Raw genomic sequence first — 21,503 nt, 5'->3', positions numbered from 1 at the left:
TTCCTTATAAGGTGATATGAATGAGATGGGGAAAAAAAACACTCGTCCTTGCGATAACGGTTGCCCTTTTAGCGACGCCTTTCATAAGTGCTGGCGCAAACAAAAAAGAATTGCCTGTTGAGGTAACAATAATTTCTCCAAATGGAAATGCAAAGAAAACAGTTCATATATTAGAGCCAGATGCAAAGAGATTATCATCAAAATATGAAAAGGCGCAGGAAGCGGTAAAAATAATAAAGAGTTCTTCAAATGATGAGGAAAAGAATAGAGCAGTTCAAATTATTGAAGATTTTTTAAATGAACTTGTAGAGCTTGGGATTTTGCCAGCGGGTTTTATTGCAAGTTTTATACCAAACTTTCTTAACCCTAAATTTGACTTGATGCCACCACTTATAAGCTTTGGAAGCGGATTCTCATTTATTCCTCTTTATCCAGGAGAAGCGTTCCTTGGCTTCATGTTCCGCCCTATAGTGGTTCAGTATTTTTTGCTCGGCTATACTGCCTCTCTTAGTTTCCATTTATTGCCTCCAAGAATTGAATACTGGGATATGGTTGGGACACAAACACTCATAATATGCGGATTTGTTGGAGCATATATTGACTTTGGAAAGATAGGATATGGAATACCAAATGCACAATTCATAATGGGAGCTTCGCTTCTTACAATAGGCATAGACTGGCTCTGATTCTTCCCTATTTTTATTTTTCATTCTCTATTCTATTTTTGAACCAAAACATTTAAAACATTGCTATTTATTTATTATTGATTTTCATGAGGATAAAACCATGGATAATGCTGATGAGGCCTTTCACTCTTATTGCCCCATTTATATCCATATTTTTTGGCGTTTTATTACAGCTGTCAATTTACAAAAGTTTAGATATATTCTGGCAGAATATTGATAAAATATTTTTTGCATCGGTTGCTCTATCTTTTGCACAGGCGGTTGGACAGATAATGAATCAAGTGGAGGATGTGGAAATTGATAAATCAAATAAAAAAGGATATAGACCAATTGCAAAAGGAGAAATAAGTGTAGAAAAAGCCCAGTTGATGGCTCTAATCCTTTCAATTTTTACTGTTATTATTGGTTTCTTAATCAACACATATTATGGCATCTTCATGATTTTATTTTTATTTTCTGGAATTTTGTATAATCTTGAACCATTCAGGCTTAAAAAGAGGCTCTGGCTTAATACCGTATCTCTTGCAATATCCCGCGGATTGATGCCTGTGCCTGCTTCCTGGTGCGTTGTGTTTCCGCAATATGTTTTTGATAAGGTGCCATGGCTCCTTGGGAGTGTAATTGCAATTTGGGTTCTTGCGTGGCAAAACACGAAGGACTTTGATGATATAGAAGGAGATAGAAAACATGGTATAATAACGCCCGTTGTTTATCATGGGATTAAAAAATTATCTTTCATAATATTTATTCTCTCAATTTTTTCCTTTTTGCTTCTTGCTATTTATATAAAATTTGGCTTAATCCCTATAGAACTGTCTGCTTTATTTATTCTTTTGATTCCAACCGCTTGGATGCTATACAAACTATTTAAAATAGATTTTTCCCCTGTAAATCTTGAAAACAATGAATTATGGGTTAATTTTTATTTAACTCTCGCTGGTTTTTATATAATATCTGTAACCGCTTATCTTATAAAGCCATACATATCTCTATTCACATAAATTTTTACTCATATAAAATCCGTCATCACTGTAACCGAGTTTGCTATAATATTCTTTTGCACCAACACCGCTTAAAACAAAAATTCTCTCTTTTTTTGATTTGCTTGCTATTTCTTCCGCTTTATCTATCAAAATTTTTCCAAATCCTTTATGCTGCCATTTTTCATCGTTTCTTTTTCCAATTTCAACCATAGAGCCATGAACTTTTAGCTCCCTTACAATAGCAAAATTATTTGCTATTCTTAATCTGCAATATGCAATAATTAAGTCCATCTCCCCATTCTCAATTGAAAGAAAAATCTCTCTTCCATCACTTGCTATATAATCTCTCCTCCTTAACTCAAAATCATCAACTTTTCTATCCCTTATTTCCCTGCACCTTATACATCTGCATCTAGCTCCTTCTTCTTGTAAACGCTGTTGAACTAACTCCCTTAAATTACTCTTTTTTACCCCATCTTCGACTAAATAAGAGGGGATATCTCTCTCTATCCTCTGTATCCTTACCCATTCAGGCACATATTTCTTCATTTCTGAAATTATATCAATTGCCTCCTCTTCCCTAATTGCTTTATATTCACCTCTCTCCCATTTTTCATACAATTTCGATGGTTTAACAACCAGAGTTGGATAAATTTTTAACATATCCGGTCTGAATCTCTCATCAATAAAAATTTTCCTAAAGCATTCTATATCATTTTCTCTATTGCTAGAAGGCAAACCGGGCATTATATGATAGCATACTTTGAATCCAGCATTTTTTAAAATCCTGGTTGCATCCATAACATCTTTTACAGTATGTCCTCTATTTATTTCATAAAGAATTTTGTCATCAAGGATTTGTACCCCAAGCTCAACCCTGGTTGTCCCAAATTCAAGCATTTTTTCAACATGTTGCAACCTGCACCAATCCGGGCGCGTTTCTATTGTGAGACCAACACATCTGTGCTTTGCTTTCTCATTTATTTTTTTAGCTTCTTCAAGAGATGTTGAATTAATTTCATTCATTGCATCATAGCATCTCTTTATAAACCATTCCTGATATAGAAAATCTCTTGCTGGAAAAGTTCCACCCATCACAATTAATTCAATTTTATCACTCGGATGTCCAATGCATGAAAATTGCCTCAATCTATCTTTTACTTGCAGATAAGGGTCATAATCATTTCTTCTAGCACGAAGTGAAGCAGGCTCATATCCTGTATAGCTCTGAGCGCTTTCTGGTGGGTTGCCAGGGCATGGGAGGCATCTTCCATGGGGGCAATGGAATGGGGAAGCCATCACCGCCACTATTGCAACACCTGAAATTGTCCTTACGGGTTTCCTGATTAAAATTTCCTTTATTTTTTCATCTTTTACAAAAGGCAGTATTTCTGAATTTTGTGGGACATTTATCCCCAGTTCTTTTGCTATCCTCTTTTTTATTTTTAACAAGTCATCTTTGTTTTTTATATTTCCCTTCCTAATTTCTTCAGATAATCTTTCTGCAAATATTTTATGTATATGCGACTGAGAAATCATTATTTTTATTAATCTCCTTTTTTATAAAATACTCCCCTTCGTCAATAAAGGTTTCTCTTAATCTATTCATACATGATTTCAATTCCTTATCATCTATTTTCATTTCTTGATACATTCTGCTTATCAATTTAACAAGATCCGCAAATATGGAGAACATTGATTCCTGTGTTTCGTATATCTCTTCAAGAACCGCTTCATTGTATCTAAGGACTTCTTCTAAATCCTCGAGCTTTTTTCTCATTTCATCTTTCTTATCTTTTTTCATTCATATCACCTTTTGAATTTAAATTGTTATAAACTTTCAATATAAAAATCTACTTAAAATTTTCTACTCTACTTTCATCAAATAAATTGTTCCATCTTTGAATAATATCCATCTTATTTTATCTCCGTCTTTTATTCCAATTTTTTCAACTATATATTTTGGCAGAGTTGTCCTTCTCCTGCTTCCCCTTATTGTTACACTTGTCTCGGTTATATACTCAACATCCTTCATATCTATTTTCATTCTTGTTCCTCCAAAATTTTTTCTTCCATCCTGGCATATTTAATGATTAAAAGAGCCGCAAATATCAAAACCATTATAGATAAAATCACTAAGAAATTTACTGATATAAAGGATGAAATTATTGTTCTTGCATTAATTACTATAAGCAATATTCCAACCATGCTCCCGAGTAAAATAGATGGTATTTTCCTGCAAGTGTATGCAGCTAATGGGGCTGCTATAATGCCTCCTATTATCAGGGGCAGGGTTATACTCCATAGGAAATTCTCTATTCCAAGAGTTATTGCAAATGTTGTTGTTATCGCAAGAGTTACAAAAAACTCCGCCAAATTCACGGATCCAATAACTTTTCTTGGCTCTCTCTTATTAGTCGCAACTAGCGAAGAAGTGCAAACTGGCCCCCATCCCCCACCTCCTATTGCATCAAGTAACCCGCCAGCAAGGGCAACAACAATCAAAAATCTTTTTGAAAAATTTCCCTCCCTTTTCCTTATTTTCCCAAAGTAAAATCTTAAAAATATTACAAGACCGAGGGAGAGCAAAATAAAGCTGACAACTATTTTAACCGCTTTAGTAGGAATTATATCTGAGAGAATATACGCCCCTATAGCACCGCCAATTATCCCAGGAAATATAAGAGGGAGCAGAATGTCCTTATCAACATTTCCAAATTTGAAATGGCTTATTCCAGATGTAAATGTTGTAAATGTTTCCGCCATGTGCACGGAAGCGGATACGAGCGCAGGCATAAATCCAGCAGCAACAAGAATGGAAGAAGAGGATACACCATAACCCATTCCTAAACTTCCATCTATATATTGAGCAATTAGCCCTGCAATTAATGGTAAAAGGTAATATAGCATATTGGTATATGAGTACCAAGTATATAAATTTGGCTTCAAACCAATAACATTTGGCTTCAAAATATTTTGTTTTCCCAAAGTTTATTAAATTAGATTATTATATTCTCATGAAAAAAAATGATACAGTATACAAAATTTTCAAATTATTCAAAGAGAATGTTATAAAGATATTGATTGTTTTAAGGGAAAAAGAAAAAATAAGATGGAAAGAACTGCAGGAGGAAACAAAAATATCAACCGCTACTTTTAACAGAGCATTATCAGCATTAAGAGAAGTCCATTTTATAAAAAAGGAAAATGGTTATTATAAGCTTACTTGGACTGGAAAACTTGTTACAGACGGATTAATTCTTCTTGGGTTACATATCAGTGAAGAAATGGAGGAAGTGGAGGATGAATTTGCGGAGAAATTGCTTGCTAAAGATATAATCATGGCAACAATAATGCTTGTTCTTGTTAGTATAAAGAAGAGAGGTAGAATAAAAATTGATAAATTTGAAGAGGAAATGAAAAAAGAAATGAAGATAATGAGAAATTTGCTTAAAGAGTATGAGAAAGAAGGATACGTTGAAATAAAAAATGGATGGGTTTTTGCAAAAGATAAGATGAAGGAATTTGATATAAAAGATATATTCAGATGAAAGGGACTTATATCCTCATAATTGAAATTGACAAAGATAAAAAAATAAGAGTTGGAAAGAGAGGGATTTATTTCAAAAAAGGTTATTATGCTTATGTTGGCTCCGCAATGAACAGCATTGAAAAAAGATTAGAAAGGCATTTAAGAAAGGATAAAAAGAAAAGATGGCATATTGATTATTTAATTGAAAAAGGAAAAATAAAAAAAATTTTTTACAAAGAAAGCAAAATTAAGGAAGAATGCGATATAGCAAAAAAACTCGGAGTTTTTGAAATTATTCCAAAATTTGGCTCGAGCGATTGCAAATGCAAGAGCCACCTATTTTACAATAGAAAAGCAGAGAATTTTTATGAAATCCTTGGTGAATTCCGTCTATTCAACTTTTAATTCTTTCTTCTTTGGAATTATCCCTGTTATTGCGACAATTGTTGCCCATACCGCAAATATTATTAATGTCATTGGCACACCAATCTTCAGCATTTCTGGAATCACTTCGCTAATTCCAGCGGTAAGGAATGGTGGATAAGGCACTATTTCTCTGTGGGCTATGTGCTCGACCGCAAGCATTGCAACTCCACCCCATAGCATAGCATTTAGCACATCCATCCTGTATTTTTTATGCACCTTCCTTCTCGCTACCAGGCTCGCCACGCCCGCGGCTGCGGGCAATAGGAAACACGCCATTTTATCACCTCTTATTTTCTTCAATTACTACCAGCGCAAGCCATATTATAAGGACTGGAATTAACATAACAATTCCAAGAATGATTCCATTGTTTATTAATCCTTCGGTTTCATATTCTAAAAAAGCACCTCCTTCATAGCCAAGGACATGGTCAACAAATATCATCAGAAATGCTCCCCATAGCATTAAAGCTAGATAATTCAATCTATATTTTTTTATTGAGATATGCAATATTGTTGCAATGATCGCAAATATGAGTGTTGTTATCAGCCACATTTTATCATCGTATTACTTTTTTATGAAAGTGTAATACTTTTTTATATTTAAGTATTTTGATTTTTAATATTCACTATTGCAAAAACTGAAATGGGGCATAGAAAAAAATAAATTTACAAATTGCTATTATTTTATGGGCCCGTAGCTTAGCCAGGTGGAGCGTCTGGCTCATAACCAGATGGTCGCCGGTTCAAATCCGGCCGGGCCCATAAAAATATTGCGCTGGAATCTGCCTGAAACTCTGGCAATTCATTCAAATTCATCTTATTACTAAACTGGATTTAGGAGTGCATGAACAATAATAACAAAAATGGGATTGCAATGGAAGAATGATTTAAGAGTGCATTTTTAGTAATAAATGTTGAAGAAAATTTCTTTACAATTTCATAACTCATCCAAAAATTTTTATTATAGATAATATTACTATCTTAATGGAAGAGCTTTCATCCCTGCCGTCACAAGAGTTGAAGAAAGAACTTGAAAAAGCGGAGGAAAAGTATCGCCAGTTATGTGAAAAAAGAGACGAATTTAATAAAAAAGCTAAGTTAATAAAAGAGGAAAGAGATTTATTAAATGAGGAGAAAAAGAAGTTAATTGAGGAAATGGAAAAGACAAAGGCTCTTAGAGATGAGCTTGTAAGACAGATGAGAGAGCATAAAAAGAGAAGAGATGAATATCATCAGCAGGCAAAGGAATTAATAAAAAAGAAAAAGGAGCAAAGAAAAAAATATCAGAGCAATAATACTTTTATAAGAGCGGAAGAGCTCAGGATAGAAATAAAAAATCTTGAATATCAGCAGGAAACAGTTCCACTCTCCCCAAAGGAGGAGGAAAAATTAATAAAAGAAATAAAGGAAAAAAAGAAGGAATATGAAATATTAAAGAAGGAGCTAGACAACCAGCAAAAAGTTGAAGTAGATTTAGAGAATTTGGAAGAATCAATAAATAAACTGTTTGCGGAAGCGGATAAGGAGCATGAAATAGTAATTAAACTTTATCAAAGCAGTCAGGAGCAACATAACAAATTTTTAAAAATTGTAGAAGAAATATCAAAACTTATAAATAAAGCAAATGAAAAACATAAAGATTATATGGAACTAAAGAAGAAAGCGGATGAATATCATGCAAAAGCGATTGAAATGAGAAATAAAATAATTTCTATAAGAAAAGAAAGAAAGGAGAGATATGAAAAAGCAATGAAGATGCTTGAGGAATTTAATATCCACGCCAAACAGATGGCGAACGAGGAAGATATAGAGAAATTTGTTGAAGAAAACATGGAAAAGTTGAAAAAAGAAGGAAAAATATCAATTGGATTATAATGCCTTCTGAAGTAATTGTTGGTCTGCAATGGGGGGATGAAGGAAAAGGAAAAATAACCGATTATTTTTCATCTTTTGCGGATTGCATCGTGCGATATCAGGGCGGTAGCAACGCAGGCCATACAGTTGTTGTTGGGGGTAAATCATTTAAATTTCACTTGATGCCATCTGGCGCTATAAGAGGGAAAAAAACGGTTATTGCGAATGGTGTTGTTGTTGATCCAAGTGTTTTAATTGATGAAATAGAAATGCTTAAAAAAAATGGCATAGAAGTAGATTTGATGATAAGTGATAGGGCAAATGTTATAATGCCTTACCATAAAATTTTTGACTCAATTCAGGAAGAGCTTATGAAAGATAAAAAAATTGGCACAACTAAAAGAGGAATTGGTCCATGCTATTCTGATAAAATCGCAAGACATGGTATAAGGATGATTGATATTATAGATGAAAGCAGGCTTAAGAAGGAAATTAAAAGAATATTTTCAATAAAACAAAAAATATTTTCTTCTTATGGAATTGAATTAAATGAAGATGAGATTTTTAAGGAATACATATTTTATGGGAAAAAACTTGAGAAATATGTTGATGATACTTCCTATTTCCTAAACAGTATAATAGATGAGAAAAAAATTCTATTTGAAGGAGCTCAAGGATTTTTACTTGATATAGACCATGGTACATATCCATACACCACTTCTTCCAATACCATCGCTGGAGGTGTTTGTGCGGGTGCGGGAATAAGTCCGAAAAAAATAGGCAGGATTATAGGAGTGATGAAAGCATATACAACAAGAGTTGGAATGGGAGCAATGCCAACAGAAGAAATTGGGAGGGAAGGAGCCCACATGGCGGAGAAGGGGCATGAATATGGCACAACAACAGGAAGGAAAAGGAGATGTGGCTGGCTTGATTTAGTTTCCGCAAAATATGCGGTAAGGGTAAATGGAGTTGATGAAATTGCTTTAACTAAACTTGATGTCATTGACGGGCTTGAAAAAGTTAAGGTTTGCATAGCTTATGAATATGAAGGGAAGACAGTAGAAAAATTTCCGTCATCAGTAGAAATACTTGAAAAGTGCAAGCCAATTTATGAAGAATTTGATGGATGGGATGGTGTGAGGGGAAAAAGGAAATATGAAGATTTGCCAAAAAATGCTGTAAAATATATAGACTTTATATCAGATTTTTTAAAAACATCCATAAAAATAGTTTCTACAGGTGAGGACAGAGAAGATACAATAATTTTATAAACCAATTTTATCCGCTATTTCATTCATTGCCTCAAGTGATATTGAGAAAAATTCATCTAAAGATAGGTCTATTTTCTCGCAATATTTTATTCTCTCCCTGTCAATTTTTTTGGCAAATGATTTATCCTTGAATTTGTTTTTAAGTGTATCAATCTTTATTTCTGATATTTTTTTATTTGGCATTACAAGAGCGGTTGAAACTATAAGCCCGGAAATAGCATCACAAGCAATAAGAGAGTAATCAATTCTATTAGTAGCCTTAAATCCGGTCCTCTCATTATGAGCCCTTATTGCATTGAGCGCAAAATCTGGAAGCTTTTCTTTGAGCATTTCTGCGGATATTTTACCATGCTCTTCAACACTTGCAATTTCATAATCTATATCATGAAGCAAACCAACCAGTCGCCAAATATTTTCATCTTCATTGAATTTTTTAGCGAGTTTTTTCATAATAGCAGAAACCGCAATCATATGCTTTTTCAAATTTTCATTTTTTATATTTTCGAAAAAATCTTTTTCATGCATGAAATTAATGCTATTTATTTTAAAAATTTATCTTTTCTTCTAGTTCAAGAAGATTTTTTATCACATCTTCTCCATTCATAATTCCTTTTCTATCAAGATAAAATGATTTTATACCAGCTTTTAATGGCACTAAATAGTCAAATTCGTAATTATCTCCAACATGAACTATTTCATTGCTATTTTTTCCAATAATTTCACATACTTTTCTGTAAACTTCTTCATCTTTTTTTGTTTTCTTAAAATCACTAACTGATGAAAATATTCTTTTAAAATATTTTTTAATGCCAAGAAATTCTGTCTCTATATTTATAAACTCACGAGATGCGTTTGATATTATAATTAATTCATATTTTTTGCTTAATTTTTCAAGAATTTTTAGAGCATCAGGATATAGATGAAGATTTTCTATGCAACTTTCAAGAATATCTTCTGATTTTACATTCAAATCAAATTTCTTTATCCAGTAATCGAGATCATACCATTCAAGCGCCTCCGGGCCGATCTTTAAATATTCCTTCTCTACATATTCCTTTGCTTCTTCGAAAGATACTCCATATTTTAACGCATATATCTCTGGAATTTTTTCTAACCATACCGCATCTACATAATCTGTTGATACAAGAGTTCCATCCAGATCAAAGGATATGGCCTTCATTCTACCAGCAAATAAAGATTTTCCTTCCATTCAAATATTTTTATTTCTTTTCCTTTTTTCCAATTTTTTGGTTTGTTAAAGAAAATTGTTCTGTATGTTTTTTCATCCATTACATATATTCCCATTTCATCTTCATGCAGTAATATTCCATTTCTTTTATTTACATCAACTTTATTCGCGAATCTCAAATCATTTTTATATATTATTTTCCTTTCCCCATTTATTCCCTCCATTTCAACTCTTTTATTTATTGAAACTATTCTATACAAATTTTCACCCAAAATAACAAAATCATTTACTTTATACTCCGGCAGCCTTATAAGATGGGTGTCTCTATAAATTCTCTTCCCTTCCTTCATCCCGAACAAGGAGGAGGAAAGATTATGCTCCGCATTAAACTCTTCTTTCAACTCTTTTGCTATATTAGATGCAACTTTTTTATTTCCTATATAATAATCTATCCCTCCCTTTACCCTCTCTTTTTTTGATATAAATGATTTTTTTTCCTCCACACTTTTTTTAACAAATTCATCAATAAATTTTTCCTCCTCGCTATCCGCACCTCTTATCTGCAAAATTGCCTCATAATATCCTCCCCTGAATAAAGAGCATTGATCGCAAAGGCTTTCTTTTAACTTTATTTTTATTTCTTTCTCCCTTAAAATCTCTCTTCCTTCAAAAAAACCTTTGCATATTATTTTATTTTCCTCCATTTCAATTTCAAAAAATATACTTGCTTCTATATTCTTTTTTATATACTCTTTTATATCCTTTCTGAAATCTCCTCTAAGCCATTTTTCCTTTATTTTATATGCGTCGCAATTACTGCAAATAGTTAGTTTTATTTCATCGGGTATTTTTATCAATTCTTTTTTCAAGTAGCAATCCAGGCATAATCCTTCATATGTTTTTCCTTCCTTACCGCATTCTACACAGAACATATTATATTATTACAAACTGAGCATGAGGAATTCCACCAATCCTTATAACATTTTCGGGGTCAACAAGACCCATTTCAATCGCACATCTAACACATCTCTCCCCTATAAGATTACCTATTGTTGCCAAACTTAAATTCTTTTTAAAAAGTTTTTCATCCCCTAAAACATCTTTATAAAAACCTTCAGAAACCTTAAACTCAATTTCATCGCTTACAAGGATTTTTCCTAAAAGTTCAGCATCACAAGCCGCAATAAGTACATCATCGCCCATTTTATATATCTTCATAAAGATATTATTCATTTGTGAGTCTGTATCTCCCATTTTTTGGCTCATATATTATCCCCTCTCTCCTCATTTTTGCAAGCAGATTTTCAACCGTCTCTTTTTCCATTCCTTGCTCAATTGCTCTGCTAATTATTTCCTCAACACTTGCGGATGAATCTGTTCCCTTGCATATATCTCTTATTATATCCGTAATAATGACCATCTTATCCCTTTGAGTTTTTGATATACCAGTGGCGATTTTATCTATATCAAACATATCAAATTCTTTCTCCATTCCTACTTTAGTCAAGAAATATTCCATAATACTAATCGCTCTTTCCGCGTCTTCTACAGTTACAACATTTGATAAACGCATTCTGGCGGACGCCTCCGCTATTCTTATGAACGCCTCCAGTTGGCGGGGGGTGAAAGGAATTACCTCTTTTGACCTGCCCCTCGTTTCAACATAGTATTTTTTAATTTTCTCTGCCGCCTCTGTGGTCATTTCAGGGTGTACATTTCTCTTTGCATATGCTACATATTTTCGCAAAAATTCTGGCTCAAAAAATGGTTTCATTTTATCTATTTCTAAGTTTTTTTCCTTCTGCAATCTTTCTCCGTATCTATGCGCTTCTAATATATGAGTTGCCATTTTTTCATCCCTTTCTTTATCTGGTTTATCAGTTAATGGAAAAATCAGATCAAATCTTGAAAGAAGCGTTGGAGGTATATTTATTTGCTCCGCAATAGGTATTTCTTCTTCAAATCTGCCAAGTTTTGGATTCGCCGCTCCCAGCAATGCACATCTTGCTTTTAATGTCGCATTTATTCCAGCTTTTGCAACACTTATTTCTTGCTGTTCCATTGCCTGATGCAAAGCTTCTCTATCCTTTGGAGACATTTTATCCAGTTCATCAACACAAGCTATTCCTAAGTCCGCAAGAACTAAAGCACCCGCTTCAAGTGTCCAGTTTCCCTCACCAAATTCATCACTTTTTACCGCACTCGCTGTCAGACCAGCAGCACTACTTGATTTTCCAGAAGTATAGATGCTACGGGGAGCAAGCTCAGAAATGTAGCGCAATAGCTGGCTTTTGGCGGTGCCAGGATCACCAACAAGGAGGATATGCATATCTCCCCTTATTCTTGTTCCATCTGGCATGTATTTGGGCACACCTCCAAAAAGCTGTAAAGCCAAGGCCTCTTTTTCAGTTTCCAAGCCATAGATTGTAGGAGCAATGGATGCAACTATCTTTTGAACAAGTAAAGGATCTTTGCTAACATCTATTATTCGCTTTTCATCTTCTTCGCTTATTTGAATTTCCTCGAATGCCTGCTCCTTTATCTCAATGCTATTTGCATCCATAACTCTATTAAATTCAGAGAATTTTATCTTCCCGCTCCTCCTCGCCTGCACTCTTAATATGCCATTAACACTTATTCTATCTCCAGGCACAACCTGCCCCACCAAATCATCATCAAGATATACAACAAGCCTCATCGGTTGAGCTCCTCCTCTAAGCCCTTCAGGACTCTCCTGAAGCTCTATTTTCTGGGAGTCAATAAATCGGGATTTTTCAGTTAAAAGCTTAAAAGATGTTTTCCTCCCGCATCCTCCTTGATCCTTATAGCATTCAAGAGGCTCAATCACAATATTTTCTTCCTGCGGAACCTTTATTATTGCACCGCATTTCTGACATTGAAAAACCGCATCTTCAAGCTTCGGCCTAACTTCAGTGACCTTTTTGACGAGCCCATCAACTGAGATAAATTTTCCAAGATGCTGAGCTCTTAAATTCCTTATCTCCACTTTTTTTGTTTCAGGAAGATTTTTTAATTTTAAATGAAGTTTTGCCTCTCCTATTATATCAATTCTTTTAAGAGCTTCTTCTGCACAATAAATGCTTCGGTAGGGATTTTCAAGTAAATATTCAGCAAGCTCTGGCTCATATTTATCCAATTTCCAGTAATCAAGCAATAAACTTTTCTTTTCAGGGTAGCGAAGAGATGTTTCCTCAATCTCCTCTTTACAGTAATCATAGAAAAATCTTTCCCATCTCTCAATCAAACTTTCCAAATTCGTTATAGCCACAAAATTAAAACAAATTCAATTATAAATGTTTATGCCCAAAATCTTTTTGTTCTTGCATATGTAATTTCCGCCTTCAAAATCTCTTTAAGCAATTCATCTCCTTCTTTTTGCATCGCAAGTATTCTGCCCGCGGTATCCGCCCCTATCCCATGCCCCGCCATTACAAGAATTGCTTTTTTTCCATATTCTGCAACAAGTGAAGCATTCTTAACCAAAGATTTTTTGTCCTTAAACTCCTTCTTTAAAACCGCAATCATCTTCGATGAGCATTTCGGGCAAACAGCGGGGCAACGATAAACTCTTGTCTCAAAGGAATTTGAGCAATTAAGGCAAAAAATTTTAATCCTTGTTTCCTCAAGTCTTTTCCTCAGTGCTTCAAGTGTTAATTTATCCACTGACGGCTTTAAAAATTCACTCATAGCTAATTCAATCTCTCTGGTTACTGGAGATAAACCCTGTGAAATTATCTTTATTTCTCCATTTCTTATCATCTCAAGAGCTTTTTCAGTATTTTCTATGTCCATCCTGTCCCATATTGTTTTGTTTATAACTTCTTCCATAAAAGGAGTGCCATCAAAAACATCTATCAACTTCTCAATAAAAATTTTGTCATGACTTGCATCTTTTTCAATCAACCCGAATTTTCTTGCAACTTTTAATAACTCCCATTTTATAAATGAGCTATTTTTAAGAATTATTCTAAGTAAAGGCTCAATGCTTCTTGGTGGTATTTTTAAAATAATTTCTCTTATTTCCTCATCTCTAAGCCTGCAATTTTTAAAATGTATCCTGTAAGCATCACTTCCAGTTGTAACAAACTCTCCTCTTTTTTGAGATATAAGGGCGCCAATTATTTTGCTCAGGGTTTCATTAACTTTTGTTCCGAAATGAGTGGTTATATAAACTTCACTTCCCTCCCTTTCTATTGTTATTATTCTATCATTTGGCACAATAAAACCTTGGCTTTTCTGCCTCTTAATTTCATCCTCAATAATTTCATCTCTCATCTCACCTCCCTCAACGAGCCTGCGGAGTGCGCCAACTTCACGCGCTATTTCAAATGGAACAGATATTTCCTCACCTGTCCAATCAGGAACAATATCTGTTTTTGAAGAGGGTGTAACATAAACTTCTTTTTCTATATTTACAACTTCCCATGCCCTTCCTTTCATTATAAATCTAAACCCGATACAGCAATAATTTGTTACAAAGCTTTCATCAATTTTCCCGATTCTCTTATTTGAGGAGATATCTATAACATCATAGCTTTTTTCGTCTGGAATCATTGATATATTATCCAGAAAATATAGGAGAGATTTTTTTTTCCTTTTTATTTCTCCTTCTCTGTAAGCTACCACTCCCTGCCTTACTATTTGATTTAAAACATCTATAAAGAGCTCTTTGCTTAACTCCCTAAATGGATAAGCTCTTTTTATTACTTCATAAGCTTTTTCTTCAGATATGCTTCCATATTCAACCGCAATTGCTATTATCTGATTTGCTAAGACTATTAGGGGATTTTTCCTCATCTTTATTTCCTCAATTTTATTTTCAATAGCCCTTTTTGAAATTACCAAAGCCTCTTCATATTCCTCACTATTTGTTGCAATAATTTTTCCTCTTGATGTTCTCCCAACTCCGTGGCCGCTTCTCCCAACTCTTTGCAAAATCCTTGTTACTTGGCGTGGGGAATTGTATTGTATAACAAAATCCGCATGACCTATATCTATACCAAGCTCAAGCGAAGAGGTGCATACAAGAGATTTTACCTCTCCACTTTTGAATTTTTCCTCCGCTTCTATCCTTACCTCTTTTGAAAGAGAACCGTGGTGTATTTCTGTATTTGCTCCTATTTCATGGAGCATAGATGTTAGCATTTCTGCGGAATCGCGGGTATTTACAAACAAAAGAGTTGCTTTATGAGCATTTATTTCTTCCTTAATTCTATTCAAAACACTCTTTATATCTTTTTCAAGAAAATTTATCTTTGGCATCTCAACACTTATTTCAATTTTCTTTTCTTCCGCTACATTTATTATTTCACAATCTTCTCCACAAAAAATTTTTGCAATTTCTTCAGGATTTCCAATCGTTGCGGATATAGCTATCCTCTGAAAATTAGCCAACTCTTCTAATCTTTCAAGTCCAACAGTAAGTTGAGCCCCTCTCTCATCCATCAATTCATGCACTTCATCTATTATCACCCATTTTACATTTTTCAGCTTCTCTCTTAATTTTTTACTCACAAGCAATATTTGAAGTGTTTCAGGTGTAGTAATTAGCATATCTGGTGGCTTTATTCTCTGCGATCTTCTCTCACTCTCTGGGGTGTCGCCATGGCGAACCGCTATTTTTATTCCCAATTTTTTACTCCATAAAAAAGTTCTTTTCAGCAAGTCGCGATTTAAAGCCCTCAATGGTGTGATATAAAGAATGCTTATTCCCTCTCTTTTTTCTTTTGTTAATAGGTGAAATATTGGTAATAAAGCTGCCTCTGTCTTTCCTAAGCCAGTAGGGGCTACTATTATGCAATTTTTGCCTTTTAATATATAAGGAATTGCCTTTATCTGGGGTGAGGTTAATTTTTTGAAGCCAAGCTCTTTTAATCCTTCGATTATTTTTTCATCGAGCACGATAATTAGATTGTAAATGGTTTATATAATTTGATGTTCGAATAATCAAAAAGTTCTAAATATTAAAAATATTTACTCTTATGAGCTATGAGATATTTGAATTAGCTAAAGAAAATGAAAAAATGTTTGATGAGCTGGGTAAGGACGATATTGTAAGCAGGCAGAGTATATGGAAAAGAGATGCAAAATCACTTGGCATTGAAGAAAACTCAATTTTTATTAAAATAGAAGGGAGCGAGGGAGCAATAAAGAGGGCGGAGGAGATATTAAAGGATAAAGCAAAGAAAATTGAGGGGGCAAGAAAAGAGGAAATAAATAAAAAATTCATTGAGGACGAGGAGAGCGCAAGTGCAGGCATGGGATTTATTTTTGGCTAAACTTCCTCAAATAGGAAAGGATCCAGAACTTTTATTTTTTCCATATAATCATCTGGATATAGAGCATGCATTGTTGCAGAAACACTGCTCAGCAATGAATTTCCATCCTGGGGAGTAAAACAGAAACCAAATACTTCATCCCCATTTCTTAATTTTATCGTGGGTAAAACAACAACTGTCTGATTTAATATCCTACCATAGTGGCCATGATCTCTTCCAAAAGAGAAAACAAGATTGGATAGTTTTTTATAAGTTATTGCAACCCTAGGGTTTTCTCTGAATCTTTCTATTATCTCCTCCTCGCTCGTTCTCTTTTTTAGTTTCATATCAAACCATATCGCATGCATATATTGGGTATTTACTTTCAAGGCGGAAGAAAAAATATCCATGTCATGGCCAAGAGTATTGAATAAATACCAAACATCTCTTGCATGATGTGTTCCAAATCTCTCATCCTTATGCTCACTAACTGATGGGGCGGGTATAAAATCATTTTCTTGAGATATATCGCTTGCCCTTCTTATACACACAAATCTTCCATATAAAAGATTATTTTTGTCTCCATCAAAAGCAATGCATTTTATTGCAACCGCTATATTATGGGTATTGCAACTTACGATATGGATATATTTATCTTTCTCACTAATTGCTTCATCGTTTATCCCGTACGCATATGGTTTTCCAAATCCAAATTCTGAGCCTTGTGCAAGAAATGCCTTCACTTTTTCCTCATAATTTCTATAATATCTCTCCTTGTTTTTCAAACCCCATCCTTTTGGTGAGCAATCAATCACAACACTTGCCCTTCCTATGGCCTCTTCATCTGTATAGGTTGGCTCAATTCCCATCTCTCTGAATTCCTTGATTTTTTCCTTATTTACCGCAAGCATACCTCCTCTTCTTAAAAGCCCGTTTATTTTCGGTCTATCCGTTAAAACCGCATTATGTTTATAAAATGTCACTTCATCTATCCCTAGTTCATTTTTCAAATCGCATAGCAAACCAATTAATGGCTCACCTATAGTGCCTGTACCAACTACATGGACAATATTCATGAGAAGAATTACAAATTACCTTTTAAATTTTATCAAGGCATCTACAACAGGCAGATCTTTTCCCATAAGCAATCTCTCCATTGCTCCTCCCCCAGTAGAAACATAAGAAAATTTATCCTCCAAGCGAAGCATTCTTATTGCAGCTGTAGTATGCCCTCCTCCCGCCAGAGAAAAAACTCCGGAATTTACAATTGCCTTGAAAATTCTCTCTGTGCCTTTCCTGTATTCCTTTTCTTCAAACACCCCCATCGGGCCTCCTAGGAAAATGCTCTTTGCCTTACCTATTTCTTCCTCAAATATTTTTACTGTTTCTTCTCCTATATCTTTTCCATCTATGGTATCAACTGGATAAACTATTTTTCCTTCAGCAATTTTTCTCAGAGATTCATCCTTTGAAAAAGCATTTCCTAAAGCCCCTCCAACAATAACCTTATCCGCAACTTTTCTATCAATTAAACTCTTAATTAGCTCTATTTTATCAAGCTTGTTCCCGCCAAAAACGAAAACTCTCGGCCTCTCAGCAAAATTCAGCATCTTTTCAATCATTTCCAATTCCTCTTCCATCAGCAAACCCGCAAAAGATGGAAGCACAGGAATAAAGCCAACAAGCGAGCAATGCGGGCGGTGGGAGGCGGCAAAAGCATCATTGACAAAAGCATCCGCAAGAGGAGATAATTTTTTAACTAAATCAGATTTTGCATGCTCTTCAGGAGTTTTTTTCTCCATCTCTTCCTTAATTTTTCTTACATTGTCAAGGAGAATTATGTCCCCTTTCTCCATTTTCTTTATTTCATTTATTGCTTTTTCCCCACATATATCATCAACAAAATTAACCCTTTCCTTTATAATTTTCTCAATTTCATGTGCATGCTCTCTTAAATCGGTAAAATCCCATTCTCCAGGTCTTCCCTGATGAGCGATTATTATCTGCCTGGATTTTTTTTCCTTTAAATCATTTATTGTTGGAATAGCTTTTTCTATTCTCCAATTATCAATTATTTTAAATGTTTTAGGATCAAGCGGAGAATTTATATCCAGCCTCAGAATAACGGTTTTTTGCGAGAAATCAAAATCTTTCATTTTTGGTAGCATAAGGGTATATGGGCAGAATTTATTTTTGTTGCGAAAAATTTTTATAAAGGAAAAGGATTAAAATAGGGGATTAAATGAGTAAGTTAGGAAATGCAAAAATTTTGGGAGGCATTGGAGCAATATTAACTTTGATAGGTAGCTTTTTTGGAATACTTGCAATTGTGGTATCTATGCTCATCTTGTGTCTCTTTGCCCATTCTGGTAGCTTTTTTGGAATACTTGCAATTGTGGGGCTGGTAATGCTTTTTATAGCGGTAAAATATGTTGCTGAAGAAGCAAAGGAAGAAAATATATTCAAAAATTACCTGATGTATTTCATTTTCTCTTTAGTTGCAATTATTGCTGGTGTAGCTATAATTTTTGTATCAATTGGTGGAAGCATATTCAATTTTACAAAAATTATTCAGGAAATAAGCGAGGAAACAAAAGTAACAGGTTTCACTGAAGGACTTATAAAATTGTTTGCTGGGATTATATTTGCATTAATTGTTGCATGGATTCTCATGATCATTGCATCAGTTTATCTCAGAAAGAGCTATGATAAGATAGCGGAATACAGCAAGGTTGATTTATTCAGAACAACAGGAATGTTTTATTTCATAGGAGCAATAACCCTGATTATAATTGTAGGGGCTATAATAATTTTCATAGCAAAAATACTTGAAATTGTTTCTTTCTTCTCTTTGCCAGAAGAATTTCCAAAGGCTGAGGCTCCGGTGCAGTAAAAAATTTAACAAATCTTATATATTTGGCATCTATTATTTTCAGGATGGGAGTGCTTAGCAGAATTTCTGGATTCATTCTTTCGCTATTTGGTAAAAAACATGTTAGGATAGGGATATATGGCCCGCCCAATGCGGGAAAAACAACTCTTGCAAATAGGATTGCAAAAGACTGGACTGGTGAAATTGTCGGGGAAGTATCTGAAATACCACATGAAACAAGAAAAATACAGAAAAAAGATAAAGTTATAATAAAGAATGGAAAATCATCTCTTACAATAGATATTGTTGATACCCCAGGCATAGCAACAAAAATAGATTTTCATGATTTTATGGAATATGGTCTAAGTGAAGAAGAGGCAAAGAAAAGAGCAAAAGAAGCAACAGAAGGTGTTATAGAAGCAATAAAATGGCTTGATAATATTGATGGTGTCATTCTTCTTATGGATAGCACAAAAAATCCATTTACACAGGTAAATATAACATTACTTGGGAATCTTGAAGCAAGGGAATTACCATTTATAATTGTGGCAAATAAAATAGATTTAAATGGCTCAACTCCAGCAACACTTAAATCCGCTTTTCCAAAACATGATGTAATTCCCATTTCCGCTTTAGAAGGAATAAATATGGATTTACTATATGAAGCAATGGTGAGGAAATTTGGCAAAAGGAAATGAAATAAATATAAGCTTTATTGCCCAAGAGAAATTGAACAGCTTGAGTAGTGAGGAAAAGTTAAATTTCATTTTAAAGGAGGTTAAGAAAGGGCACATTCTTGTTCTTGAAAGCGGTTTAACCGCGGAGGAGCAGGCGAAACTTATAGAGATGACCATGGAAGATATAGGTGATGGTTTTGTTGGAATAGAAATGGAAAGCTATATGGAAGAAAAGAAAGGCTTTTGGCAAAAATTGTTTGGCAAGAGAAATAGAATGACGATTGTCGGGCCTGCGGATAAACTAAAAACAATTTACAGAGATAAAGAAGTTATAAAAACAATTATAAAGGCGGGTTAAATGGCTCATCAGTGCTTAAATTGTGGTAAGATTTATACAGAAACAAAAATCATTGAAAATGGCTGTCCGGATTGTGGTGGAAAATTCTTTTATTACATTAAAAAACCCCTTGAAACTGAAAAAAGAAGAAAAATATTGAAGGAAATAGAAGAAAAGAGGATTTTTGAGGGAGAAAAAGAAAAAATAGAAAATATAATAAAAAAGATAGAAGCGGAAAAGGAAAAGGCGAAAAAAGAAGCGGAAGAAATGAAAGAAAGAATAGAAAGCATAGATATAAAGGAAATAGGGGACTATGAAATCAATGTTAGAAAGCTGGTCGAGGATGGCTCAATAATAATACACAGGGAAGGAGTTTATTTCATCTATCTGCCTTCTCTTTTCAAGAAGAAAAAATAATATATTTCTTATTATTTCAAATTTCATGATAAGGGACATAGAGATAACAAAAATAATAGTCAAAACTTTTTTAGAAGAATTCCTTGATAATTTAGAGATAGATGTTGCGATAGCTGGGGCTGGCCCTTCTGGATTGACTGCTGCAAGATATCTTGCAAGAAGCGGGAAAAAAGTTGTTGTTTTTGAAAGGCACCTGGCGCCAGGAGGGGGGATGTGGGGAGGGGGGATTGGTTACCCATTTGTTGTTATGAAGCAGGGAAAGGAATTGCTTGAAGAAGTAGGGGTAAAATGCTTTAAAAGAGATGGTTATTGGGTTGCAAGCTCTATTGAAGCGGTCTCAAAGCTTGTTTCTTCTGCTATTGATAGCGGGGCGAAAATTTTCAATGGTATTACGATTGAGGATGTAATGGTTAAGGATGGGAAGATTAATGGGGTTGTAATAAATTGGAGTGCAATAAAGGAAGCAAAAATGCATGTTGACCCTGTTTCTATTGAAGCAAAATGTGTTATAGATGCAACTGGGCATGATTGCGATATTGCAAGAATTGTTGAGAAAAAATATGGGTTGAATACACCCAGTAAAAGAATAGAAGGAGAAAAAGCAATGTGGGCGGATGAGGGGGAGAGAAAAACTGTTGAAAATACCGGAGAAATATTTCCGGGCTTATATGTTACTGGAATGGCTGCAAATGCGGTTTTTGGAGCGCCAAGAATGGGACCGATTTTTGGAGGAATGCTTCTTTCTGGAAAAAAAGTTGCGGAGATAATAATAAAAAAGATTTAGTAGAAAGATTAATATTTGCCTTTTCTTTTTGATGGCGTGATCCCGAGAGCTGCATACGATTGGGAAATCACAGTATTTAGCCCGGATGGAAGATTGTTTCAGGTAGAATATGCAAGAGAAGCGGTGAAAAGAGGAACAACTACTGTTGGAATAAAATTCAAAAAAGGAGTTGCTCTTATAGTTGATAAAAGAAT

At 34.3% G+C, this 21,503-nt stretch carries 27 protein-coding genes and 1 tRNA gene; 14 read left to right on the top strand and 14 right to left on the bottom strand.

From position 1 onward, the window contains the following. Positions 1-20 precede the first annotated feature (20 nt). The gene (locus H5T44_05930; GenBank protein ID MBC7081760.1) at positions 21-686 is read left to right on the top strand and encodes a hypothetical protein; all 666 of its coding nucleotides are present in this window, start codon (positions 21-23) and stop codon (positions 684-686) included. 86 nt (positions 687-772) lie between these two features. Beyond that, positions 773-1,687 carry a UbiA prenyltransferase family protein gene (locus H5T44_05925; protein ID MBC7081759.1) on the top strand — a complete coding sequence of 305 codons (915 nt, stop codon included), beginning with the start codon at positions 773-775 and terminating at the stop codon, positions 1,685-1,687. On the opposite strand, the gene H5T44_05920 is transcribed toward H5T44_05925, so the two are convergent. The 4 genes from H5T44_05920 to H5T44_05905 all read right to left on the bottom strand — a co-directional run bounded on the left by H5T44_05920 (position 1,676) and on the right by H5T44_05905 (position 4,579). Next, entirely contained in the window at positions 1,676-3,208 is a 1,533-nt protein-coding gene (locus H5T44_05920) for a tRNA uridine(34) 5-carboxymethylaminomethyl modification radical SAM/GNAT enzyme Elp3 (GenBank protein MBC7081758.1), read from the bottom strand. The two genes, H5T44_05925 and H5T44_05920, sit on opposite strands and share 12 nt — an antisense overlap. Next, positions 3,183-3,473, bottom strand: a complete 291-nt coding sequence (locus H5T44_05915) for a hypothetical protein (GenBank protein MBC7081757.1) — start codon at positions 3,471-3,473, stop codon at positions 3,183-3,185. Before H5T44_05915 ends, H5T44_05920 begins: the two co-directional genes overlap by 26 nt. Before the next feature lie 63 nt (positions 3,474-3,536). Beyond that, positions 3,537-3,716: an AbrB/MazE/SpoVT family DNA-binding domain-containing protein gene (locus tag H5T44_05910; protein ID MBC7081756.1), complete on the bottom strand. Its 180-nt coding sequence runs from the start codon at positions 3,714-3,716 to the stop codon at positions 3,537-3,539. Continuing rightward, positions 3,713-4,579 carry a sulfite exporter TauE/SafE family protein gene (locus tag H5T44_05905; protein MBC7081755.1) on the bottom strand — a complete coding sequence of 289 codons (867 nt, stop codon included), beginning with the start codon at positions 4,577-4,579 and terminating at the stop codon, positions 3,713-3,715. The genes H5T44_05910 and H5T44_05905 overlap by 4 nt, the downstream gene beginning before the upstream one ends. Before the next feature lie 107 nt (positions 4,580-4,686). Here H5T44_05905 and H5T44_05900 point away from each other — a divergent pair, with 107 nt between their 5' ends. Then, positions 4,687-5,220, top strand: a complete 534-nt coding sequence (locus H5T44_05900; protein MBC7081754.1) for a winged helix-turn-helix transcriptional regulator — start codon at positions 4,687-4,689, stop codon at positions 5,218-5,220. Then, entirely contained in the window at positions 5,217-5,606 is a 390-nt protein-coding gene (locus H5T44_05895) for a GIY-YIG nuclease family protein (GenBank protein MBC7081753.1), read from the top strand. Before H5T44_05900 ends, H5T44_05895 begins: the two co-directional genes overlap by 4 nt. Here the strand turns inward: H5T44_05895 and H5T44_05890 are convergent. Next, positions 5,592-5,927: a hypothetical protein gene (locus H5T44_05890; protein ID MBC7081752.1), complete on the bottom strand. Its 336-nt coding sequence runs from the start codon at positions 5,925-5,927 to the stop codon at positions 5,592-5,594. The two genes, H5T44_05895 and H5T44_05890, sit on opposite strands and share 15 nt — an antisense overlap. Further along, positions 5,908-6,180 (bottom strand): hypothetical protein, encoded by a 273-nt coding sequence (locus H5T44_05885; GenBank protein ID MBC7081751.1) that lies wholly within the window; start codon positions 6,178-6,180, stop codon positions 5,908-5,910. The genes H5T44_05890 and H5T44_05885 overlap by 20 nt, the downstream gene beginning before the upstream one ends. Before the next feature lie 135 nt (positions 6,181-6,315). On the opposite strand from H5T44_05885, the gene H5T44_05880 reads away from it, so the two are divergent. The 3 genes from H5T44_05880 to H5T44_05870 all read left to right on the top strand — a co-directional run bounded on the left by H5T44_05880 (position 6,316) and on the right by H5T44_05870 (position 8,755). Then, positions 6,316-6,389 (top strand) — tRNA-Ile (locus H5T44_05880). Between the two features lie 222 nt (positions 6,390-6,611). Continuing rightward, positions 6,612-7,502 (top strand): hypothetical protein, encoded by an 891-nt coding sequence (locus H5T44_05875; GenBank protein ID MBC7081750.1) that lies wholly within the window; start codon positions 6,612-6,614, stop codon positions 7,500-7,502. Beyond that, a complete protein-coding gene (locus H5T44_05870) occupies positions 7,502-8,755 on the top strand; it encodes an adenylosuccinate synthase (protein MBC7081749.1) in 1,254 nt (417 codons plus the stop codon). Before H5T44_05875 ends, H5T44_05870 begins: the two co-directional genes overlap by 1 nt. Here the strand turns inward: H5T44_05870 and H5T44_05865 are convergent. Genes H5T44_05865 through H5T44_05840 form a run of 6 tightly spaced genes read right to left on the bottom strand, consistent with a single transcriptional unit; the run spans position 8,750 to position 15,866 of the window. Then, positions 8,750-9,280 (bottom strand): HD domain-containing protein, encoded by a 531-nt coding sequence (locus tag H5T44_05865; protein MBC7081748.1) that lies wholly within the window; start codon positions 9,278-9,280, stop codon positions 8,750-8,752. The genes H5T44_05870 and H5T44_05865 overlap by 6 nt on opposite strands. A 19-nt stretch (positions 9,281-9,299) precedes the next feature. After that, complete coding sequence (locus H5T44_05860; GenBank protein ID MBC7081747.1) at positions 9,300-9,935, bottom strand: HAD family hydrolase; 636 nt, start codon at positions 9,933-9,935, stop codon at positions 9,300-9,302. Further along, the gene (locus H5T44_05855; GenBank protein ID MBC7081746.1) at positions 9,932-10,876 is read right to left on the bottom strand and encodes a hypothetical protein; all 945 of its coding nucleotides are present in this window, start codon (positions 10,874-10,876) and stop codon (positions 9,932-9,934) included. The genes H5T44_05860 and H5T44_05855 overlap by 4 nt, the downstream gene beginning before the upstream one ends. A gap of 1 nt (position 10,877) precedes the next feature. Continuing rightward, on the bottom strand, positions 10,878-11,177 hold the full coding sequence (locus H5T44_05850; protein ID MBC7081745.1) for a DUF424 family protein: 300 nt from the start codon (positions 11,175-11,177) through the stop codon (positions 10,878-10,880). Beyond that, a complete protein-coding gene (locus H5T44_05845) occupies positions 11,170-13,227 on the bottom strand; it encodes a minichromosome maintenance protein MCM (GenBank protein ID MBC7081744.1) in 2,058 nt (685 codons plus the stop codon). The genes H5T44_05850 and H5T44_05845 overlap by 8 nt, the downstream gene beginning before the upstream one ends. 35 nt (positions 13,228-13,262) lie before the next feature. Beyond that, positions 13,263-15,866 (bottom strand): DEAD/DEAH box helicase, encoded by a 2,604-nt coding sequence (locus H5T44_05840; protein MBC7081743.1) that lies wholly within the window; start codon positions 15,864-15,866, stop codon positions 13,263-13,265. 80 nt (positions 15,867-15,946) lie between these two features. Here H5T44_05840 and H5T44_05835 point away from each other — a divergent pair, with 80 nt between their 5' ends. After that, positions 15,947-16,243, top strand: a complete 297-nt coding sequence (locus tag H5T44_05835) for a hypothetical protein (protein ID MBC7081742.1) — start codon at positions 15,947-15,949, stop codon at positions 16,241-16,243. On the opposite strand, the gene H5T44_05830 is transcribed toward H5T44_05835, so the two are convergent. Together H5T44_05830 and pgk are read right to left on the bottom strand one after the other, a co-directional pair. After that, positions 16,240-17,298 carry a hypothetical protein gene (locus H5T44_05830; protein MBC7081741.1) on the bottom strand — a complete coding sequence of 353 codons (1,059 nt, stop codon included), beginning with the start codon at positions 17,296-17,298 and terminating at the stop codon, positions 16,240-16,242. The two genes, H5T44_05835 and H5T44_05830, sit on opposite strands and share 4 nt — an antisense overlap. A gap of 15 nt (positions 17,299-17,313) precedes the next feature. Continuing rightward, positions 17,314-18,390, bottom strand: a complete 1,077-nt coding sequence (gene pgk, locus H5T44_05825) for a phosphoglycerate kinase (GenBank protein MBC7081740.1) — start codon at positions 18,388-18,390, stop codon at positions 17,314-17,316. A gap of 74 nt (positions 18,391-18,464) precedes the next feature. Between pgk and H5T44_05820 the strand changes: the two genes are divergently transcribed. The 6 genes from H5T44_05820 to H5T44_05795 form a co-directional block, all read left to right on the top strand. Further along, the gene (locus H5T44_05820; GenBank protein ID MBC7081739.1) at positions 18,465-19,115 is read left to right on the top strand and encodes a DUF996 domain-containing protein; all 651 of its coding nucleotides are present in this window, start codon (positions 18,465-18,467) and stop codon (positions 19,113-19,115) included. 44 nt (positions 19,116-19,159) lie between these two features. After that, positions 19,160-19,792, top strand: coding sequence for a 50S ribosome-binding GTPase (locus tag H5T44_05815; GenBank protein MBC7081738.1), 633 nt, complete (start codon positions 19,160-19,162; stop codon positions 19,790-19,792). Positions 19,793-19,799: 7 nt separating this feature from the next. Continuing rightward, on the top strand, positions 19,800-20,129 hold the full coding sequence (locus H5T44_05810; GenBank protein ID MBC7081737.1) for a DUF2073 domain-containing protein: 330 nt from the start codon (positions 19,800-19,802) through the stop codon (positions 20,127-20,129). Then, a complete protein-coding gene (locus H5T44_05805; protein ID MBC7081736.1) occupies positions 20,130-20,525 on the top strand; it encodes a hypothetical protein in 396 nt (131 codons plus the stop codon). It begins immediately after the preceding gene. Positions 20,526-20,550: 25 nt separating this feature from the next. Continuing rightward, positions 20,551-21,309 carry a thiazole biosynthesis protein gene (locus H5T44_05800; protein MBC7081735.1) on the top strand — a complete coding sequence of 253 codons (759 nt, stop codon included), beginning with the start codon at positions 20,551-20,553 and terminating at the stop codon, positions 21,307-21,309. A gap of 36 nt (positions 21,310-21,345) precedes the next feature. After that, positions 21,346-21,503, top strand: a 158-nt coding sequence (locus H5T44_05795) for a proteasome subunit alpha (protein MBC7081734.1), incomplete at its 3' end; no start/stop codon positions are given.

The organism is Thermoplasmatales archaeon (genome assembly GCA_014361195.1).
In the GTDB taxonomy this organism is placed as follows: domain Archaea; phylum Thermoplasmatota; class E2; order UBA202; family JdFR-43; genus JACIWB01.
Note: the sequence above shows the minus strand (reverse complement) of the source record. Positions and strands in the feature narration are given on the sequence as shown.

Coding starts and splice junctions, on each gene's coding strand:
- H5T44_05930 (MBC7081760.1), top strand. CDS start 21: ATGAGATGGGGAAAAAAAACACTCGTCCTTGCGATAACGGTTGCCCTT.
- H5T44_05925 (MBC7081759.1), top strand. CDS start 773: ATGAGGATAAAACCATGGATAATGCTGATGAGGCCTTTCACTCTTATT.
- H5T44_05920 (MBC7081758.1), bottom strand. CDS start 3,208: ATGATTTCTCAGTCGCATATACATAAAATATTTGCAGAAAGATTATCT.
- H5T44_05915 (MBC7081757.1), bottom strand. CDS start 3,473: ATGAAAAAAGATAAGAAAGATGAAATGAGAAAAAAGCTCGAGGATTTA.
- H5T44_05910 (MBC7081756.1), bottom strand. CDS start 3,716: ATGAAAATAGATATGAAGGATGTTGAGTATATAACCGAGACAAGTGTA.
- H5T44_05905 (MBC7081755.1), bottom strand. CDS start 4,579: ATGCTATATTACCTTTTACCATTAATTGCAGGGCTAATTGCTCAATAT.
- H5T44_05900 (MBC7081754.1), top strand. CDS start 4,687: ATGAAAAAAAATGATACAGTATACAAAATTTTCAAATTATTCAAAGAG.
- H5T44_05895 (MBC7081753.1), top strand. CDS start 5,217: ATGAAAGGGACTTATATCCTCATAATTGAAATTGACAAAGATAAAAAA.
- H5T44_05885 (MBC7081751.1), bottom strand. CDS start 6,180: ATGTGGCTGATAACAACACTCATATTTGCGATCATTGCAACAATATTG.
- H5T44_05875 (MBC7081750.1), top strand. CDS start 6,612: ATGGAAGAGCTTTCATCCCTGCCGTCACAAGAGTTGAAGAAAGAACTT.
- H5T44_05870 (MBC7081749.1), top strand. CDS start 7,502: ATGCCTTCTGAAGTAATTGTTGGTCTGCAATGGGGGGATGAAGGAAAA.
- H5T44_05865 (MBC7081748.1), bottom strand. CDS start 9,280: ATGCATGAAAAAGATTTTTTCGAAAATATAAAAAATGAAAATTTGAAA.
- H5T44_05860 (MBC7081747.1), bottom strand. CDS start 9,935: ATGAAGGCCATATCCTTTGATCTGGATGGAACTCTTGTATCAACAGAT.
- H5T44_05855 (MBC7081746.1), bottom strand. CDS start 10,876: ATGTTCTGTGTAGAATGCGGTAAGGAAGGAAAAACATATGAAGGATTA.
- H5T44_05850 (MBC7081745.1), bottom strand. CDS start 11,177: ATGAATAATATCTTTATGAAGATATATAAAATGGGCGATGATGTACTT.
- H5T44_05835 (MBC7081742.1), top strand. CDS start 15,947: ATGAGCTATGAGATATTTGAATTAGCTAAAGAAAATGAAAAAATGTTT.
- H5T44_05830 (MBC7081741.1), bottom strand. CDS start 17,298: ATGAATATTGTCCATGTAGTTGGTACAGGCACTATAGGTGAGCCATTA.
- pgk (MBC7081740.1), bottom strand. CDS start 18,390: ATGCTACCAAAAATGAAAGATTTTGATTTCTCGCAAAAAACCGTTATT.
- H5T44_05820 (MBC7081739.1), top strand. CDS start 18,465: ATGAGTAAGTTAGGAAATGCAAAAATTTTGGGAGGCATTGGAGCAATA.
- H5T44_05815 (MBC7081738.1), top strand. CDS start 19,160: ATGGGAGTGCTTAGCAGAATTTCTGGATTCATTCTTTCGCTATTTGGT.
- H5T44_05805 (MBC7081736.1), top strand. CDS start 20,130: ATGGCTCATCAGTGCTTAAATTGTGGTAAGATTTATACAGAAACAAAA.
- H5T44_05800 (MBC7081735.1), top strand. CDS start 20,551: ATGATAAGGGACATAGAGATAACAAAAATAATAGTCAAAACTTTTTTA.